This is a genomic window from Pseudomonas sp. LY-1 (assembly GCF_053502595.1).
In genome coordinates this window covers 1,980,495-1,993,400 of record NZ_CP094353.1, presented here as the reverse complement: position 1 = coordinate 1,993,400, position 12,906 = coordinate 1,980,495, and the positions used below count along the sequence as shown (strand labels likewise).

At 62.1% G+C, this 12,906-nt stretch carries 9 protein-coding genes; 4 read left to right on the top strand and 5 right to left on the bottom strand.

All coding sequences use genetic code 11. From position 1 onward, the window contains the following. Window positions 1-6 precede the first annotated feature (6 nt). Both fadB and MOQ67_RS09095 read right to left on the bottom strand, forming a co-directional pair. The gene (gene fadB, locus MOQ67_RS09100; protein WP_017848773.1) at window positions 7-2,154 is read right to left on the bottom strand and encodes a fatty acid oxidation complex subunit alpha FadB; all 2,148 of its coding nucleotides are present in this window, start codon (window positions 2,152-2,154) and stop codon (window positions 7-9) included. Between the two features lie 493 nt (window positions 2,155-2,647). Next, window positions 2,648-3,085 carry a hypothetical protein gene (locus tag MOQ67_RS09095; protein ID WP_046490422.1) on the bottom strand — a complete coding sequence of 146 codons (438 nt, stop codon included), beginning with the start codon at window positions 3,083-3,085 and terminating at the stop codon, window positions 2,648-2,650. Between the two features lie 105 nt (window positions 3,086-3,190). On the opposite strand from MOQ67_RS09095, the gene MOQ67_RS09090 reads away from it, so the two are divergent. Further along, a complete protein-coding gene (locus tag MOQ67_RS09090) occupies window positions 3,191-3,628 on the top strand; it encodes a universal stress protein (protein ID WP_017848771.1) in 438 nt (145 codons plus the stop codon). Window positions 3,629-3,749: 121 nt separating this feature from the next. Here MOQ67_RS09090 and MOQ67_RS09085 read toward each other — a convergent pair whose 3' ends face one another. Beyond that, the gene (locus MOQ67_RS09085) at window positions 3,750-5,669 is read right to left on the bottom strand and encodes an ATP-binding cassette domain-containing protein (RefSeq protein ID WP_017848770.1); all 1,920 of its coding nucleotides are present in this window, start codon (window positions 5,667-5,669) and stop codon (window positions 3,750-3,752) included. A gap of 213 nt (window positions 5,670-5,882) precedes the next feature. Here MOQ67_RS09085 and MOQ67_RS09080 point away from each other — a divergent pair, with 213 nt between their 5' ends. Then, window positions 5,883-7,811, top strand: a complete 1,929-nt coding sequence (locus MOQ67_RS09080; RefSeq protein WP_017848769.1) for a transglycosylase SLT domain-containing protein — start codon at window positions 5,883-5,885, stop codon at window positions 7,809-7,811. 63 nt (window positions 7,812-7,874) lie between these two features. Here the strand turns inward: MOQ67_RS09080 and MOQ67_RS09075 are convergent, their stop codons facing one another. After that, the gene (locus MOQ67_RS09075; protein ID WP_185833599.1) at window positions 7,875-9,659 is read right to left on the bottom strand and encodes an ABC transporter ATP-binding protein/permease; all 1,785 of its coding nucleotides are present in this window, start codon (window positions 9,657-9,659) and stop codon (window positions 7,875-7,877) included. Window positions 9,660-9,904: 245 nt separating this feature from the next. On the opposite strand from MOQ67_RS09075, the gene MOQ67_RS09070 reads away from it, so the two are divergent. Continuing rightward, a complete protein-coding gene (locus MOQ67_RS09070; RefSeq protein ID WP_017848767.1) occupies window positions 9,905-10,078 on the top strand; it encodes a PA1571 family protein in 174 nt (57 codons plus the stop codon). Window positions 10,079-10,135: 57 nt separating this feature from the next. Here the strand turns inward: MOQ67_RS09070 and pdxB are convergent, their stop codons facing one another. Then, entirely contained in the window at window positions 10,136-11,278 is a 1,143-nt protein-coding gene (pdxB, locus tag MOQ67_RS09065) for a 4-phosphoerythronate dehydrogenase PdxB (RefSeq protein WP_017848766.1), read from the bottom strand. Between the two features lie 180 nt (window positions 11,279-11,458). Between pdxB and MOQ67_RS09060 the strand changes: the two genes are divergently transcribed. Beyond that, on the top strand, window positions 11,459-12,853 hold the full coding sequence (locus MOQ67_RS09060) for an MATE family efflux transporter (protein ID WP_198717734.1): 1,395 nt from the start codon (window positions 11,459-11,461) through the stop codon (window positions 12,851-12,853). Window positions 12,854-12,906 lie beyond the last annotated feature (53 nt).

The following is a 12,906-nucleotide window of genomic DNA, read 5'->3' as shown; positions in this document are numbered from 1 at the left end:
GGACGCTTAACCGAAGAAGCTCTGGCCGTTCTTGGCCATCTCACGCAGCTTCGCGGTCGGGTGGTACAGCGGGCCCAAATCAGCGTATTGATCAGCCAGGGCAACGAACTCGGCCACACCGATCGAGTCGATGTAACGCAGCGCACCGCCACGGAATGGAGGGAAACCAATACCGTACACCAGGCCCATGTCGGCTTCGGCGGCGGTTTCGACGATGCCGTCTTCCAGGCAACGCACGGTTTCCAGGCACAGGGCGATCATCATCCAGTTGATGATGTCCTCGTCGGACACCTCACGCTGTTCATAGATGACCGGCGCGAGCACTTCGTGGACCGACGGATCGGCAACCTTCTTCTGCTTGCCCTTCTTGTCGGTCTCGTAGGCGTAGAAGCCCTTGCCGTTCTTCTGGCCCAGGCGCTTGGCCTCGTAGAGCGCGTCGATCGCCGAGCGGCGGTCGTCTTTCATGCGGTCCGGGAAGCCTTCAGCCATCACGTCGCGACCGTGGTGGCCGGTGTCGATGCCGACCACGTCCATCAGGTACGCCGGGCCCATCGGCCAGCCGAATTTTTCCATGACCTTGTCGATACGCACAAAGTCCACACCGGCGCTGACCAGCTTGGCGAAACCGCCGAAGTACGGGAACAGCACGCGGTTGACCAAAAAGCCCGGGCAGTCGTTGACCACGATCGGGTTCTTGCCCATTTTCTTGGCGTAGGCAACGGTGGTGGCGACGGCCAGCTCGCTGGACTTCTCACCACGGATCACTTCCACCAGCGGCATCATGTGTACCGGGTTGAAGAAGTGCATGCCGACGAAGTTTTCCGGACGCTTGAGGGCCTTGGCCAGCAGCGTGATGGAAATGGTCGAGGTGTTGGACGCCAGGATGGTGTCGTCTTTGACCTGGGCTTCCACTTCCGCCAGTACCGCTTGCTTGACCTTCGGGTTTTCGACAACCGCTTCGACCACCAGGTCGACGTGACCGAAATCGCCGTAGGACAGCGTAGGACGAATGCCGTTGAGCACTTCAGCCATTTTCGCCGCGGTCATGCGACCTTTATCAACCCGACCCACCAGCAGCTTGGCCGCTTCCGCCAGGCCTTGCTCGATGCCGTGTTCGTTGATGTCTTTCATCAGGATCGGCGTGCCTTTGGACGCCGACTGATAGGCGATACCGCCGCCCATGATGCCGGCACCGAGTACGGCGGCCTGTTTCACATCCTTGGCGACTTCATCGTAGGCCTTGGCCTTTTTCTTCAGTTCCTGATCGTTCAGGAACAGGCCGATCAGGCTCCGGGCAGCGGAGGTCTTGGCCAGTTTGACGAAACCTGCCGCTTCCACTTCCAGGGCTTTGTCGCGACCGAAGTTCGCGGCTTTCTGGATGGTCTTGATCGCTTCAACCGGCGCCGGGTAGTTCGGGCCGGCCTGGCCAGCCACGAAACCTTTGGCGGTTTCGAACGCCATCATTTGTTCGATGGCGTTGAGCTTGAGTTTTTCCAGCTTCGGCTGACGCTTGGCCTTGTAATCAAATTCGCCGCTGATGGCGCCCTTGATCAGGTTCAGCGCGGCTTCGGCCAGTTTGTCCGGAGCAACCACGGCATCGACGGCACCGACTTTCAGCGCGTCTTCAGCTTTGTTTTCCTTGCCGGCGGCGATCCACTCGATGGCGTTGTCGGCCCCGATGATGCGCGGCAGGCGCACGGTGCCGCCGAAACCTGGGTAGATGCCCAGCTTGACTTCCGGCAGGCCGATTTTCGCAGTGGCCGACATGACGCGAAAATCCGCGGCCAGGCACATTTCCAGGCCGCCGCCCAGCGCGATGCCGTTGATCGCGGCAACGGTCGGCACGTTGAGGTCTTCGAAATCGCTGAAAATCTTGTTGGCTTCGAGGTTGCCAGCCACCAGCTCGGCATCGGGCAGCTTGAAGCTCTCGACGAATTCGGTGATGTCGGCGCCGACGATAAACACGTCCTTGCCGCTGGAGACGATCACGCCCTTGACCGAAGCATCTGCTTTGATGGCGTCTACGGCCTGACGCAGTTCGTTCAGGGTTAGACGGTTGAACTTGTTGACGGACTCACCCTTGAGGTCGAATTTCAGTTCGACGATGCCACTTTCAAGAGCCTTAACCGTGATGGCTTTACCTTCGTAAATCATCAACTGATCTCCACGATATGGAAGCTGAACAGTACACATCGGACGCTGGCCTCTGGTTGGACATTGATGATTTCGTCAATGCTCACCCCAATGCGCCAGGCACACCCGCCAATGCGATAGTCGGGATTCTGTATGAGACGTCTGACAGACAAACGCTCAATTCATACGCCCGTTTGATTTGGGTACGCCACCTTCATCCAATTCCGGGCAATTGTCAATCGCTCGAAAGCGCTAGGAAAAACGCGACTTTCCAGTCATTTCAGAACCCCAACCCTTGGCCCACGCTTCGCCAATATTCAACTATTCACAAAATCAATAATGAACACAGCGTAGAAAAAGACTGTACAGATCCGGATATCCGGCTAGGCTTGCGGCAGCCATTACAGAATAGTCAAAACGCCTGGGTGAATACCCGGCGTGAAACACACAGTTTTACCGGCCTGCCTGGCCAACCCCGCCCGATGATGATGTCGGGCTTTTTATTGCCCGACGTTCAGGCCAGGGCCTTGAGCAACGTATCAATGGCCTGCAGGTCGCTCACCTCACCCTTCTCGCCCCAGCACAACGCGATCATTTGCCGGTCTGCCTCGACTTTGTAGACGTTGGCCGGCAGCGTCGCAAAATACGCCAGCAATTGCTCGTCCACGCAGGCTTCCTGCCACTGGTTGACCCACACGCCAGGCTCCAGCTGCCAATAACTCCATAGTGCAGGGACCTTGCCGCGCCGTGGCCGGTGGTATTGCGCACACGGGCTCGGCGGCTCCTGCTTGAGCCAGTGCGGCCACGCCTGGGGCGCCAGTTGCATCGCCAGGCCCATGCGGCGCGCCTCCATGCGCAGGGCCATGCGCCCACTCTGATGGCGCGACGGGCGCAGCCATGCCAGGGGGCTCAAAACCACCGCAAGGATTGACACCACTATCCAGACCGTCATATGTGTACTCCCGATTTTTTAGATAAGCGGATTTGACCTGACGCAACCCCATCCGCTTGAAAGCAGCCATACTGAACTTATTGCAGTCCCCTGGAGGAACGCCCCATGTCATACGAACATATTCTGGTCGCCGTAGACCTGACCGAAGAGTGCGATCCAGTGATCAAACGCGCCGTGGATCTGGCTGGCACCACTGCCAAACTGTCCCTGGTGCATATCGTCGAACCGATGGCCATGGCCTTTGGCGGCGACGTGCCGATGGACCTGTCACAACTGCAACAGCAGCAATTCGATCAAGCCAAGGAACGCCTTGAGCGCCTGATCACCAAGTACCCGAACCTGAAAAAAGGTCAGAGCCACCTGACCTATGGTCAGCCACGCCAGGAAATCCATCACCTGGCCAAGGAACAGGGCTGCGACCTGATCGTGGTCGGCAGCCATGGCCGTCACGGCCTGGCCTTGCTGTTGGGCTCCACCGCCAATGACGTCCTGCACGGCGCACCGTGCGATGTGCTGGCGGTGAAGCTGGTAAAAGGCGCGTAGGACCGATCGAGATCCAATATGGGAGGGAGCTTGCTCCCTCCCATATGTTGGACTGCAGCTCATATAAAAAACCCGGCGCTCATTGAAATGAACACCGGGTTTTTTAATGCACTGGAATCAATCAGGCGTCCAACTCGGCCCAACGTTCAACCAGCACTTCCAGCTCCTGGTTCAAGGTTTCCAGGGACGCGATGACCTCGGCGGTTTCCGCCGCCGGACGCAGGTAGAAACCCGCGTCAGCCATTTGCGCTTCGACCGCGGCGATCTGCTGCTCCTTGGCGTCGATTTCACCCGGCAGAGCTTCCAGCTCACGCTGCAGCTTGTAGCTGAGTTTCTTCTTCGCGGCAGGCGCGGCTTCCGGCGCCGGTGCAGCGGCGGCCACGGGGGCGACGACGGCGGAGGTCAAGTCGGCCTTGCCGGACTTGCTCTCGGTCACGCCCAGCAGGCGCGGCGAGCCGCCCTGGCGCAGCCAGTCCTGGTAACCACCGACGTACTCGCGCACCTTGCCTTCACCTTCGAAGACCAGGGTGCTGGTGACCACGTTGTCGAGGAATGCCCGGTCGTGGCTGACCATCAGCACAGTGCCGTTGAAGGTCAGCAGGACCTCTTCCAGCAGCTCAAGGGTTTCCACGTCGAGGTCGTTGGTCGGTTCGTCGAGGACCAGCAGGTTGGCCGGCTTGCTGAACAGCTTGGCCAGCAGCAAGCGCGCACGCTCACCACCGGACAAGGCCTTGACCGGCGTGCGTGCGCGCTGCGGGCTGAACAGGAAGTCGCCCAGGTAGCTCAGCACATGGCGGCTCTGGCCGTCGATATCGATAAAGTCGCGGCCTTCGGCGACGTTGTCGATCACGGTTTTTTCCAGGTCCAACTGGTGACGCAACTGGTCGAAGTAGGCCACGTCGATGCGCGTGCCCTCTTCCACTTTACCGCTGGTCGGTTGCAGGCCGTTGAGCATCAGCTTGAGCAACGTGGTCTTGCCGGTGCCGTTGGCGCCGAGCAGGCCGATACGGTCGCCGCGCTGCAGGACCATGGAGAAGTCCTTGATCAGGAACGGACCGTCCGGGTGATGGAAGCTGACGTTCTCCAGCACCATCACCTGCTTGCCCGACTTGTCGGCGGTTTCCAGCATGATGTTGGCCTTGCCGGTGCGCTCGCGACGCTCACTGCGTTCAACGCGCAGGGCTTTGAGTGCGCGTACACGGCCTTCGTTACGGGTGCGGCGCGCCTTGATGCCCTGGCGGATCCACACTTCTTCCTGGGCCAGGCGCTTGTCGAACAAGGCGTTGGCGGTTTCTTCAGCGGCCAGGGTGGCTTCTTTGTGGACCAGGAAGCTGGCGTAGTCGCCGTTCCAGTCGATCAGGCCACCACGGTCCAGCTCGAGGATGCGGGTCGCCAGGTTCTGCAGGAAGGACCGGTCGTGCGTGATGAACAGCACGGCGCCCTGGAAATCCTTGAGGGCTTCTTCGAGCCAGGCGATCGCGCCGATGTCCAGGTGGTTGGTCGGTTCGTCGAGCAGCAGCAGGTCCGGCTCGGACACCAGGGCCTGGGCCAGCAGGACGCGGCGACGCCAGCCGCCAGACAATTCGGCGAGGGTCTTGTCGGCCGGCAGTTGCAGGCGGCTCAGGGTGCTGTCCACCAGTTGCTGCAGGCGCCAGCCGTCACGGGCTTCGAGGTCTTGCTGGACGTGCATCAGCTTGTCCAGGTCTTCCTCGGTGACGCAGTTCTGCGCCAGGTGATGGTATTGCGCAAGCAACTCACCGACGCCGTCCAGGCCTTCGGCGACCACGTCGAACACTGTCCGTCCGTCGGCCACCGGCAGTTCCTGCGGCAATTCGCCAATCTTGAGGCCCGGGGCGCGCCATACAGAGCCGTCATCGGGCTTCTGGTCGCCTTTTACCAGCTTCATCATGCTGGACTTGCCGGTGCCGTTGCGGCCGATGATGCACACCCGCTCACCACGGGCGATCTGCCAGGACACCTTGTCCAACAACGGCATAGCGCCGAAAGCAAGGGACACATCGCTGAATTTGAGCAGGGTCATACGCTTCTCCAAAAACTGGGCGCGCATTCTACCTGAGTTGAGGGTGGGATGCGGCCGGCATTTTCGCTACGGGTGGGTTCTGTAAGACAATTCCTGCGAACTTGAACGAACAGGTCGGCAAAGCTTTCACCGGCCGCTGGCAAAAGGCTAAGCTAGAGGCAATGAGTGTCGGCGGTGCCGGCGCTAGTCGTGATTTCTCTGCACGGACGTCTCATGCGCAGTCGCCTTTTCAACTTTTTATCTTGTCTGCTTCTTACCGCCACTGCCGCTCAATCCGCCCTGGCCGTGGACATAACCACCCAACGTCAATATTACGATGAAGCCAAACGCGCCCTGGCCAAGGGCGATACCGGGCCCTACATGCAATACAGCCAGGCCTTGGCCGACTATCCGCTGACGCCGTACCTGGCCTACGACGAGCTGACCGCACGCCTGAAGACCGCGAGCAACGAGGAAATCGAACAATTCCTCGCCAAAAACGGCGACCTGCCCCAGGCCAACTGGATGAAACTGCGTTGGTTGCGCTGGCTGGCCGAGCGTGGCGACTGGCAGACCTTTGAAAAGTACTACGACCCCAAGCTCAATTTCGTCGAGCTCGATTGCCTGCATGGCCAGTTCCAGCTCACGCACAATCTGAAGGCCGAAGGCTACAAAACCACCGAAAAACTCTGGCTGACCGGTAAATCGCAACCGTCCGCCTGTGATGCCACGTTCGCGCAGTGGGCCGCAGATGGCCAACTCACCGAACAGAAAATCTGGGACCGCGCCAAGCTCGCCGCCGAAGCCCGCAACTACGCGCTGGCCAACAGCCTGGTAAAAAGCCTGCCGACCCTCGGCGCCCAAGGCCGCCTGATGGTGGACGTGGCGCAAAAGCCGGAGATGCTCAACGACCCATCGCGCTTCCTGCCGGCCACCGAGGCCATGTCTGACGCCGTGGGCCTGGGCCTGCGCCGCCTGGCGCGCCAGGACCCGGACAAGGCTATGGCCATGCTCGACGGCTATGCCAGCAGCATGCACTTCTCCCGTGACGAAAAAGTGGCGATTGCCCGCGAGATCGGCCTGACCCTGGCCAAGCGCTTTGACCCACGCGCCCTTGAGGTGATGACCAAGTACGACCCGGAACTGCGCGACAACACCGTGTCCGAATGGCGCCTGCGCCTGCTGTTGCGCCTGGCCCGTTGGGAAGACGCCTACCAACTCACGCGCAAACTCCCGCAGGACTTGGCCACCACCAACCGCTGGCGCTACTGGCAGGCCCGCAGCCTGGAACTGGCCGAGCCGAAAAACCCGCAAGCCCTGGTGCTGTACAAGAACCTGTCGCGGGAGCGCGATTTCTACGGTTTCCTCGCCGCCGACCGCTCCAAAGCGCCGTACCAACTGATGAACAAACCGCTGTTGATGAGCCAGGCGCTGATCAACAAAGTGCGCAACACCCCCGGCGTGCGCCGCGCCCTGGAGTTCTATGCGCGGGGCCAGGTGGTCGATGGCCGCCGCGAGTGGTACCACGTCAGCCGTCACTTCAACCGCGACGAAATGGTCGCCCAGGCCAGGCTGGCCTACGACATGAAGTGGTACTTCCCGGCGATCCGTACCATCAGCCAGGCGCAGTACTGGGATGACCTCGACATCCGCTTCCCAATGGCCCACCGCGACACCCTGGTGCGCGAAGCCAAGGTGCGCGGCCTGCATTCGAGCTGGGTGTTCGCCATCACCCGCCAGGAAAGCGCGTTCATGGACGACGCCCGCTCCGGCGTCGGCGCCAGCGGCCTGATGCAGCTGATGCCCGGCACCGCCAAAGACACCGCGCGCAAGTTCAGCATCCCGCTGGCCTCCCCGGCCCAGGTGCTCGATCCGGATAAAAACATCCAGCTCGGTGCCGCTTACCTGAGCCAGGTACACAGCCAGTTCAACGGCAACCGCGTCCTCGCTTCCGCCGCCTACAACGCCGGCCCGGGCCGCGTGCGCCAGTGGCTGCGCGGCGCCGATCACCTGAGTTTCGACGTGTGGGTGGAAAGCATCCCGTTCGACGAAACCCGCCAGTACGTGCAGAACGTGCTGTCTTATTCGGTGATCTACGGGCAGAAGCTCAATTCGCCACAGCCGTTGGTGGACTGGCATGAGCGGTATTTCGACGATCAATAAAGCGTGACGCACACACAAAAATGCCCGCATCCTTCGATGCGGGCATTTTTTTGCGCGGTGATTTCAGTGCGCAGCCTGTTCCTCCACGCCATCACTGAACTGCAACGCCGCCAACCGCGCATACAGCGGGTTGCTCGCGATCAACTGCTGATGCGTGCCGATCGCCACCAGCTTGCCCTGGTCCATCACTGCGATCCGGTCCGCATGCTTCACCGTCGCCAGCCGATGCGCGATGACCAGCGTGGTGCGGCCCTGCATCAGTTGTGGCAGCGCCTGCTGGATCAGGTGTTCGCTCTGGGCGTCGAGGGCGCTGGTGGCTTCGTCCAGCAGCAGGATCGGCGCATCTACCAGCAACGCGCGGGCGATCGCCAGGCGTTGCCGTTGGCCGCCGGAGAGGCCCATGCCGGCGTCGCCGAGGTGGGTCTGGTAGCCATCGGGCATTTGCAGGATGAAGTCGTGGGCATGGGCAATCCGCGCCGCGGCTTCGACCTGCTCGCGGGTGGCGCTCGGGTTGCCATAGCGGATGTTGTCTTCGACACTGCCAAAGAACAGCGCCGGGCTCTGGGACACCAGGGCAAAGTGGCGGCGCAGGTCCTGGGGGTCGAGTTCGGTCAGCGGCTGGCCTTCGAGCAGGATGCGGCCGTGCTGGGGATCATAGAAGCGCAGCAACAGGTCGAAAATCGTCGACTTGCCCGCGCCCGACGGCCCCACCAGCGCGAGGGTTTCGCCGGGGTTGATGGTCAGGTTCAAACCGTCGATGGCGTAAGTGTCCGGCCGCGACGGGTAGGAAAAGCGCAGGTCTTGCAGCTCCATGCGGCCGCTGACGCGTGGCGGTAATTGCACGCCGCCGGCGACGGGCGCCTGGATCTCGTTGTGCGACTGCAGCAACTCGCCGATCCGCTCTGCCGCCCCCGCGGCGCGCTGCAACTCGCCGAGCACTTCGCTCAAGGTGCCGACGGCGCTGCCGACGATCAGGCTGTAGAACACGAACGCGGCCAGCTCGCCGCCGGAAATGCGCCCGCTGATCACATCCATGCCGCCGACCCACAGCATCACCCCGACAGCGCCGAGCACCAGCATGATCACCAGGGTAATCAGCCAGGCGCGCTGGGCAATGCGCTTACGTGCGGTGCTGAAAGCGTCCTCGACGGTCACGGCAAAGCGTTGTTCGTCCTGCGCCTGGTGGTTATAGGCCTGCACGGTCTTGATCTGGCCGAGCGTCTCGGACACGTAGCTGCCGACGTCGGCGATACGGTCCTGGCTCAAGCGCGACAGGCTGCGCACGCGGCGGCCGAAAATCAGGATCGGCGCCAACACCAGCGGCAGCGCCACCACCACGATGCTGGTGAGCTTGGGGTTGGTGACAAACAGCAGCACGATGCCGCCGATGACCATCAACGCATTGCGCAGGAACAGCGACAGCGAGGAGCCGATCACCGATTGCAACAATGTGGTGTCGGTGGTCAACCGCGACTGGATTTCCGAGCTGCGGTTGTTTTCATAGAAGCCCGGATGCAGGTAGATCAGGTGGTTGAACACCTGCCGACGAATGTCCGCCACCACCCGCTCGCCGATCCACGACACCAGGTAAAACCGCGCAAACGTGCCGACGGCCAGGCCCAGTACCAGGATCATGAACAGGCCGATGGATTGGTTGAGCAAGTGCGGCGACTGGGTCATGAAGCCCTGGTCCACCAACAGGCGAATGCCCTGGCCCATGGACAAGGTGATGCCGGCGGTGACGATCAGCGCCACCAGCGCGCCAAGCGCCTGCCAGCGATAGGGCGCAATGAAGCGGCTGGCCAGGCGAATTGCACGGCGTTGTCGGACTGAGAACATGGGGGGCATCACCTGATGAGGGGAGATCGGAACCTACAGACAACATTGGGGGAACTTGGGTAAATAACAATGAGTCGGGTTAATTATGCCCGCCCACTCTGCCCCCTAGAGGTTATCGGTCTAACACCCGGCTGGAAATTTGTAACGGTTTCTGGTGGACTGAGTATTCGAAGCGATGATCTTGCAAGGAGTTGTAACAGCTCGGTCACGCGGGGGGGTTAAAGTTGGTACACAACCTGATGAGGAGACAGGCCATGACCTTGCAAAACAGCAGCGATGCCAAGATTGAAGTAATCCGCCAACCGCAATACCTGCCTTGCTCCGTCATCGACGCCCAAGGCCGCGAAGTGCAGATTACCGAAGACATGATCCAGCAAGCGTGCCGCGAGCTGGAACAGCGACTGGTCAAGCCTGCCCAGCAAGGCTGAAGCGCCCACGCTCTTTCAGAACCGGCCTTGATGGCCGGTTTTTTTGTGACCTCGTTCCTACAGCAGTTCAGCGCCCAATGCCTCGACGATGCCGGACAACAGCGCCGATTGCCCATGGATACGCACCTTCAAGCCATCGATCTCACGGCGCTCCGGATAGTGCTTGCGCAGCAGATCGAACGCCTTGCGTTGCTCGTCCACCGTTCCCACGAGGCTGCGACGGAAATCCGCATCATCGCGACGCGGGTCGTACACGCTGCGGCATAACGTCGCCAGCGCCCAGGCCGGGTCGGTAGACGCATTCAAGTGGACCTCGGCCAGCCACGGCGGCGGCAGCAAATCACTCAGTTCAATCGCCGGCGCCTGGCCCAGATGCGCGCAGAACGCCTGGTAGATCTGCGCCGTGCCGCGCTGCTTGCCGTCCAGGCTGTAACCGGCGATGTGCGGGGTGGCCAGCACGCAGAGGTCGGCCAGGTCGACATCCACTTCGGGCTCGCCTTCCCACACATCCAGCACCGCTTGCAGGTCTTCACGCGAAAGCAGCACGTCGCGCAGGGCGGCGTTGTCCACCACCGGGCCACGGCTGGCGTTGATCAGCCAGGCACCAGGCTTGAGGCGATTGAGGCGCTCGCGGTCGAACAAGTGCCAGGTGGAGCCGTTGCCGGACTTGGTCAACGGCGTGTGCAGGCTGATCACGTCGCATTGCTCGATGATCTGCTCCAGGCTGACGTAGTCACCGTCTTCGGCGATCTGCCGCGGCGGGTCGCAGACCAGCACGTTCCAGCCCAGGCCCTTGAGCACCTTGACCAAACGCCCGCCCACTTCACCGGCGCCGACGACACCGTAAGTCCGCTGGTTGAGATCGGCGCCCTCGATCTCGGCCAGGGTCTGCAAGCTGCCCAGCACGTAGTCCACCACGCCACGGGCATTGCAGCCGGGCGCGCTGGACCATTGAATGCCGGCACGCTGGAAATAGTCGAGGTCCAAATGATCGGTGCCGATGGTGCAGGTGCCGACAAAGCGCACCTTGGAACCTTCGAGCAAAGCCCGGTTGACGTTGGTCACCGAGCGCACCAGCAGCACATCGGCCTGCTCGACGGTGGCGCGGTCAATGGAACGGCCGGGCACCCGGCGTATTTCGCCAAATCCTTGGAAGAAAGCATCGAGCAGCGGAATATTTTCGTCGGCAACAATCAGCATGGCAGGCTCCTTTGGCGGAACAGCAGTGTACAGGGATGCGATCGGTGTTCCACCGCAGATCGAAGGTGGACGCTGCGGCGCCTGGAAGATCGCTTACAAATCGCTAACACAGGTTTTTTCCTGACCGCTGCGTCAACGCGTAGAATCCGCCGTCCTGCGCTCTTCTTTGGACATCTGCACGTGAACACCGCCACCGCCACCCTCACCCGTCCCGCCCGCATCAGCCGGGAAGTGCGCGGCCTGCTGACACTCGCCGTGCCGATCATGATCGGCCAACTGGCAACCACCGCGATGAGCTTCGTCGATGCGGTGATGGCCGGGCGCGTCAGCCCGCAGGACCTGGCGGCGGTGGGCCTGGGCAATTCGATCTGGATTCCGGTGTACCTGCTGATGACCGGCACCTTGCTGGCCACCACGCCGAAAGTCGCCCAGCGCTATGGCGCCGGTCACTACAGCGAGATCGGGCCGCTGGTGCGCCAATCCCTGTGGCTGGCGGTGGTGGCCGGCATCACCGCGTCACTGCTGCTGCTCAGCGCCGAACCGATCCTGCACGCGATGAAGGTTGAACCCGACCTGATCAAACCGTCCATGGGCTACCTGCACGGCATCGCCGCAGGCATGCCGGCCGTTGCCCTGTATTACGTGTTGCGTTGTTTCAGCGACGGCCTGGGCCGCACACGCCCGAGCATGGTCCTGGGCCTGTGCGGTTTGGCGCTGAATATCCCGCTGAACTACATCTTCATCTATGGCCATTTCGGCGTGCCGGCCATGGGCGGCGTGGGCTGCGGCTGGGCCACGGGCATTGCGATGTGGGTGATGATGCTCGGCCTGGCGGGCTGGACGCGCTGGGGGCCGGCGTACCAGAGCAGCGAACTGTTCAAGCGTTTCGATTGGCCGCAATGGGCGGTGATCAAGCGCGTATTGGGCATCGGCCTGCCAATCGGCATCGCGATCTTTGCCGAATCGAGCATCTTCGCGGTGATCGCCCTGCTGATCGGCAGCCTGGGCGCCACGGTGGTCTCCGGCCATCAGATCGCCCTGAACGTCAGTTCCCTGGTGTTCATGATCCCCTACTCCCTGAGTACGGCCGTCACCGTGCGCGTCGGCCAGGCCCTCGGCCGTGGCCTGCCGCGTGAAGCGCGCTTCGCTGCCGGGGTCGGCATGGGCACGGCGCTGGCGTATGCCTGCCTGTCCTGCAGCCTGATGCTGGTGTTTCGCGAGCAGATCGCGGCGATCTACACCCCGGACCCGGTGGTGATCCACCTGGCGTCGACGCTGATCGTGTTTTCCGCGCTGTTCCAGTTTTCCGACTCGATCCAGGTCACCGCCGCCGGGGCCTTGCGCGGTTATCAGGACACCCGCGTGACCATGGTGCTGACCCTGTTTGCCTACTGGGGCGTGGGGTTGCCGGTGGGTTACGCCCTGGGGCTGACCGACTGGCTGGGCGCGGCGAGCGGCCCCAGCGGTTTGTGGCAGGGGCTGATCGTGGGCCTGAGCTGCGCGGCGGGGATGTTGCTGGTGCGCCTGGCGCGCAGCGCACGCCGACGCATTCGCCGGGACAAGGCGCGGGGTTAAGCAGCACACACCCGCGCTTGCTCGCGAAGGTCGCCAGCGATAACGCAGCTCGC

What these genes read in the sequence shown, in the direction of transcription:
- fadB (WP_017848773.1), bottom strand. Translation starts at nt 2,154, where the DNA reads ATGATTTACGAAGGTAAAGCCATCACGGTTAAGGCTCTTGAAAGTGGC.
- MOQ67_RS09095 (WP_046490422.1), bottom strand. Translation starts at nt 3,085, where the DNA reads ATGACGGTCTGGATAGTGGTGTCAATCCTTGCGGTGGTTTTGAGCCCC.
- MOQ67_RS09090 (WP_017848771.1), top strand. Translation starts at nt 3,191, where the DNA reads ATGTCATACGAACATATTCTGGTCGCCGTAGACCTGACCGAAGAGTGC.
- MOQ67_RS09085 (WP_017848770.1), bottom strand. Translation starts at nt 5,669, where the DNA reads ATGACCCTGCTCAAATTCAGCGATGTGTCCCTTGCTTTCGGCGCTATG.
- MOQ67_RS09080 (WP_017848769.1), top strand. Translation starts at nt 5,883, where the DNA reads ATGCGCAGTCGCCTTTTCAACTTTTTATCTTGTCTGCTTCTTACCGCC.
- MOQ67_RS09075 (WP_185833599.1), bottom strand. Translation starts at nt 9,659, where the DNA reads ATGCCCCCCATGTTCTCAGTCCGACAACGCCGTGCAATTCGCCTGGCC.
- MOQ67_RS09070 (WP_017848767.1), top strand. Translation starts at nt 9,905, where the DNA reads ATGACCTTGCAAAACAGCAGCGATGCCAAGATTGAAGTAATCCGCCAA.
- pdxB (WP_017848766.1), bottom strand. Translation starts at nt 11,278, where the DNA reads ATGCTGATTGTTGCCGACGAAAATATTCCGCTGCTCGATGCTTTCTTC.